Origin of the sequence: Streptomyces sp. NPDC003038 (genome assembly GCF_040611115.1) — a bacterium.
In the GTDB taxonomy this organism is placed as follows: domain Bacteria; phylum Actinomycetota; class Actinomycetes; order Streptomycetales; family Streptomycetaceae; genus Streptomyces.
The window spans coordinates 1-4,238 of record NZ_JBEXNN010000084.1 but is presented as its reverse complement, the minus strand read 5'-3'; the positions used below and the strand labels follow the sequence as shown (position 1 = coordinate 4,238).

At 70.9% G+C, this 4,238-nt stretch carries 5 protein-coding genes and 1 pseudogene; 4 read left to right on the top strand and 2 right to left on the bottom strand.

Features of this window, described 5'->3' with window-relative positions; all coding sequences use genetic code 11:
- Positions 1–213: 213 nt before the first annotated feature.
- From ABZX75_RS33960 to ABZX75_RS33950, 3 genes and pseudogenes are all read left to right on the top strand, one after another.
- Positions 214–517, top strand: a pseudogene (locus tag ABZX75_RS33960) (hypothetical protein); the annotation flags it as partial.
- A gap of 44 nt (positions 518–561) precedes the next feature.
- Entirely contained in the window at positions 562–1,710 is a 1,149-nt protein-coding gene (locus ABZX75_RS33955) for a hypothetical protein (protein ID WP_355417998.1), read from the top strand.
- Between the two features lie 4 nt (positions 1,711–1,714).
- The gene (locus tag ABZX75_RS33950) at positions 1,715–2,047 is read left to right on the top strand and encodes a hypothetical protein (protein ID WP_355417995.1); all 333 of its coding nucleotides are present in this window, start codon (positions 1,715–1,717) and stop codon (positions 2,045–2,047) included.
- Between the two features lie 4 nt (positions 2,048–2,051).
- On the opposite strand, the gene ABZX75_RS33945 is transcribed toward ABZX75_RS33950, so the two are convergent.
- Positions 2,052–2,267: a hypothetical protein gene (locus ABZX75_RS33945; protein WP_355417992.1), complete on the bottom strand. Its 216-nt coding sequence runs from the start codon at positions 2,265–2,267 to the stop codon at positions 2,052–2,054.
- A 172-nt stretch (positions 2,268–2,439) separates the two neighbouring features.
- On the opposite strand from ABZX75_RS33945, the gene ABZX75_RS33940 reads away from it, so the two are divergent.
- Complete coding sequence (locus tag ABZX75_RS33940) at positions 2,440–3,195, top strand: hypothetical protein (RefSeq protein WP_355417989.1); 756 nt, start codon at positions 2,440–2,442, stop codon at positions 3,193–3,195.
- A gap of 100 nt (positions 3,196–3,295) precedes the next feature.
- On the opposite strand, the gene ABZX75_RS33935 is transcribed toward ABZX75_RS33940, so the two are convergent.
- On the bottom strand, positions 3,296–3,841 hold the full coding sequence (locus ABZX75_RS33935; RefSeq protein ID WP_355417986.1) for a hypothetical protein: 546 nt from the start codon (positions 3,839–3,841) through the stop codon (positions 3,296–3,298).
- Positions 3,842–4,238: the final 397 nt, after the last annotated feature.

The following is a 4,238-nucleotide window of genomic DNA, read 5'->3' as shown; positions in this document are numbered from 1 at the left end:
TGAGCATAGACACCTTGCTCAACAGCCCGGGGGCTCTGCCTGTTTCACCACCGCCACCTCATCACCCGATCGGTGGCCACTCTGAAAAGGCTCACCATCTGAAACCACATCACCGGCCCTGCCGGCATGCCCGCCACGAGCTGAACGGACCCAGCACCAGGCTCCTGCACGCCCCCAAACAACCACGTCCCCGACAACCTGACAACGCCCTTCGCAGGCCTGCACGGACCGAAGGGAAAGCCGTGCCCGGCCCGGCCCTGGGTCTGCCTGCTCTGCCCGCTGGCGTTGTTCGCCCCGCGCCACCTGCCGAACCTGCTGCGGCTGAAAGCCTTCTTCGCCCGGTCAGTTCCGGCAGATGCCGCGCGAGCAGTTCGCCGCCGTGTTCGCCCCCTACGCGCGCCGCCTATCGGCGGACGTCCTGCCGCGGTTCGAGAAGGCCGCCATCGCCGCGGCACAGCGCGAGGTTGGTGACGAGGACGCCGAACTGCCGCTGCGACCCGAGGAGACCACGTCGTGAGTCTGCTTCCTGTTCCTGATTTGGTCGAGCCTGCGGGCTCATCGGTGTTCGTCGGCGCGGACGTCGCCGCCACCGCCCGCCTGGCCTGGCTGGACGGCTGCCCTCGGCCGCGCTTCGAGGACGATGTGTGGTCGTTCATCGGCTGGGCCGATGCACCGGTGCAGATGAAGGTGACGGAGAAGCACCTTCTGTTCGACCGGATCACCCACTGGCCGTGGCGCGTGATCGCCAAGGAACTCACCCTGGCCGGGATCACCACGCGGGACGAGCGTGTCCTCGCCCTGCCGAGGGCCCGTCGGATCCCACGGCACCCCCGCACCCTCCATGCACGCCTCTATCACCTGACGTTCTGGCTGAACTGGCTGCACGAGCGCCGGATCACCACGCTCGCCGCGGTCACCCAGGACCACTGCGACGCCTTCCTGCGCGAGTACGGCGTCGTCCGGGACAAGGCGGCCGGTGCAGTCCTGCGGAACAAGGCCGGCAGCTCGCTGCGGACGGTGGTCTCCGCCATGCAGGACATCACCGACTACGACGAGGTGCTGTCCGCCGACCGACACCGGCCCGGCTTCCGGCCCTGGGGCACACGATCGCCTCGGCTCGTCACCGGGGCACCCGCCCGGCCCCAGGTCGTGATCAAGACCGAGCCACTGGACGACGATGTCCTGCGGCCGTTGCTGACCGCGTGCTTGCACCTGGTCGATGTGCTCGGACCGCACATCGTGAGCCTGCGCACGGAGTTGCAGGCCGAGCGCGAGGCCCGGCGGAACGTCGAGTGGTCGCGGAACCTGCGGGACGCCGACCTGCTCGCCTCGCTCGTCGATGCTCATCTGCGGACGGGCCAGGCGCTGCCGCGGCTTGGGGACGGGCAGGTGACCAAACTGCTCCGGTCCGGCTGGGATCTCACCGATCCGCTGCTGCTCGTCAACTTTCAGGTTCTGCTGCGGCCGAGTGGGCACCGCGACATCGCCAGGGCACTCCTGGTCCAGGCCCGTCCGTTGCTGGAGGGGGCGGTCGCCGAGGTGGGCACCGAGTACGCATGGTGCCGTGACGCAGCCGATGTCCCACGCGCGGACACCGGCGAGCCCATCCCCTGGTCGCTGCCCGACCTTCAGCGCCGATGCCCTGATCCGCATCGCCAGCCACGCTTGCACGGTTGCCACGTCCGCGCTGACCGGAATGCGGTCCAGTGATCTCATGGAGCTGACGGTCGGCTGCCGCCGCACAGACGAGGCAGACAGCACCGGTCTGGCCCGGTACCGACTGGTCAGCAAGGTCGTCAAAGGACGCCTCTGGGGCGGCGAGATGGACGAGTGGGTTGTCATCGACGAAGTCGCACGCGTCATCGCCCTGGCCGAGCAGCTCACCGACGCCCAACCCGGACAGTCGTTGTTCGGCCCGCTCCAAGGTTTCGAGTCCAAAGGAGCCATGACCTGTCTGCGGAAGTGGGTCGGGCATTTCCTCCAGAGGTCGGTGCACAGCGCCGCACCCCCGCCGACAGCGTTTCGTCGGCGGGGGTGCGGCGGGTGACGGGTCAGGCGGGCGTGTGCGTGCGGTGCGCGCCGGGCGTGGTCGGTGCCGGCGTGGTGTGGCTCGGGCGCGGGTGCTGGGGCTGCGGGTCGGGGCCACCGTGCAGGTGGGGGCCGATCAGGTAGCCGATCACCAGTCCGCCGGTGCCGTAGACCTTGTGCCGGTTCGCCTTCCACCAGGTGGGCGGGGTCGGCTCCGTCAGCACGCCTATGACGGCCACGTGCTCTCCAATCGGTCGGGAACGGGGTGGTGGTGCGTGAGGCCGGTCGGCCCTCGCCCTGCCCCGCAGCAGCGGGGTGGGCGAGGACCAGGCGGAGCGACCGGGGGTCAGCGCTGGAAGGGGTGGACGTTGTCGGGGCGTCGTCGTCGGGCGCGGTGGCGGGGGCGGGGATGTGGATCTCGGGCCGGATCTCGATCTGCGGCTGGAAGGCCGGGGCGGGCTGGCTGGGCGGGGGGAAGTTGTTGACGACCGGGCGCAGGCTCAGGCCGCGCAGGGCGAGGGTGGAGGCGATGGTCCAGGCGAGGACGGCGATGGCGGTGGCGACGGTGCGCCCGTCGGCGGGGGTGGTGGTCCATACGGCGGCGACGGTTGCGGCGCCCCAGACGGTCCAGGTGAGGCGGGCGCCGGTGGCGCCGATGAACCCGCCGATCGCACCGGCGAGCTGCCAGAAGGTGTAGATGGCGGCGCCGCTGACCGGGAGGCTGGCGGTGTGCTGGGCGATGTAGGTGCGGATCGGGTTGTCGACCACGCCCCAGAACTCGTCGGAGGCGCTGGTGCCGACCTGGGTGGCGGGGAGCGCGTCGGCCAGCCGGTTGAGCGCGGCGTCGAAGACATCGCCCGCCGTGTCGAGCAGGATGATGACCGCGCACATCCCGGTGAGGACCAGCAGGGCCTTGATCCAATTACTCATGCCGTGCCATCCGGCCTGCGGGGCCTGGCGCAGTTCCTCCCACCGGCCGTGCAGGAAGCCGCCCTGCTCCCAGGAGGCGTCCCACGCGGCGCGCAGCTGGGCGAGGTTGGTGCCGGGGTCCTTGTCCGGGCCGGTGGCCGGCGGCGGGGGCGTCTGGTCGAGCAGGTCGAGGAAGTTCGGTACGTGCTGGCCGTTGACGGGCTTGTCGTCGGACTGCATGGCGGGGCGCTCCCTTGATCGGGTTCGTGTGGCGGGTGGTGGTGTGCGGGCCGGACGGCCTGGCCCACACCCGACCGCGTGGGTTCGGGTGCGAGGCAGGTGGTCCGGAGCGGGGCGGTCAGAGGCCGCCGGCGTGGGCGAGGTCGGCGGCCTGGTCGAGCATCCGCATCGGGACGCGGCCGGAGCTGTGCGCGTCGTTGAACGATGGAACGGAGTCGACGCTGTCGCCGAACTTGCGGCGGATCGCGTCCAGGAGCACGGTGACCGCGCCGGCTTCCAGGCCGCTGTCGCCGCGGGCCTCGATCCGGATGGCCCCGAGCATGCAGCGGGCGCCGTCCTCGTCGACCAGCGCGCCGGAGCACCAGCCGCCGGTGAGCAGCCGGTGGTGGGCGCGCTGGAGAAGGGCCGCGACCGGCGTCGGGTAGGACTGCGGCGGAGGCTGGAGCGTCGGGGTCAGCGGCACGGTGACGATGTCGGCCAGGTCCACGGGCTCGGTCTCGATGTGAGCCGTGTTGACCTCATAGGCGACCTTCGCTTCGTCCAGCCGCACGCTCATCGCCGCGTTGATGAATGCCATGCGTTCCTCGAGGGACAGGGCCGCCGGCGGCGCGGGCTGCGCGGTGGCTGGGGCGGCCTGGTCTATGGCGGGGCGGGTCTGAGGCATCGGGGCTCCCTGGAGGCGTCGAAGGCGCGGGGTGGGTGGCGCCTTCGACGTCGGCGGCCGGGGCGGTTTCAGATGCTGGAGATCCAGCCGGTGACCGCGCTGATCGCGTCGGTGATGAACGGCGCGGCGCCGGTGGAGGCGAGGAAGAAGCCGAACCCGGCGCAAACCAGAGCGGGTCCGAGGCGTACGGACCCTGGTCGCGCTGGTACGTTCTGGCCGCCTGGACCGGGGGCGCCGAACGGTGCCGGGGCGCGAAGATCCCCCGGCACCGGGCCCGGGAGGTGGTGAACAAGCCGGAGCTGCAGGGCTGATTCATAGTCCTGACGGTGCGGAGAACCAGCAGGTCACAGGGATGTGGCGAACCTTCACTTCGGCGGTTCCGCACGCAATGAAGCTC

Coding starts and splice junctions, on each gene's coding strand:
- ABZX75_RS33950 (WP_355417995.1), top strand. CDS start 1,715: ATGGAGCTGACGGTCGGCTGCCGCCGCACAGACGAGGCAGACAGCACC.
- ABZX75_RS33935 (WP_355417986.1), bottom strand. CDS start 3,841: ATGCCTCAGACCCGCCCCGCCATAGACCAGGCCGCCCCAGCCACCGCG.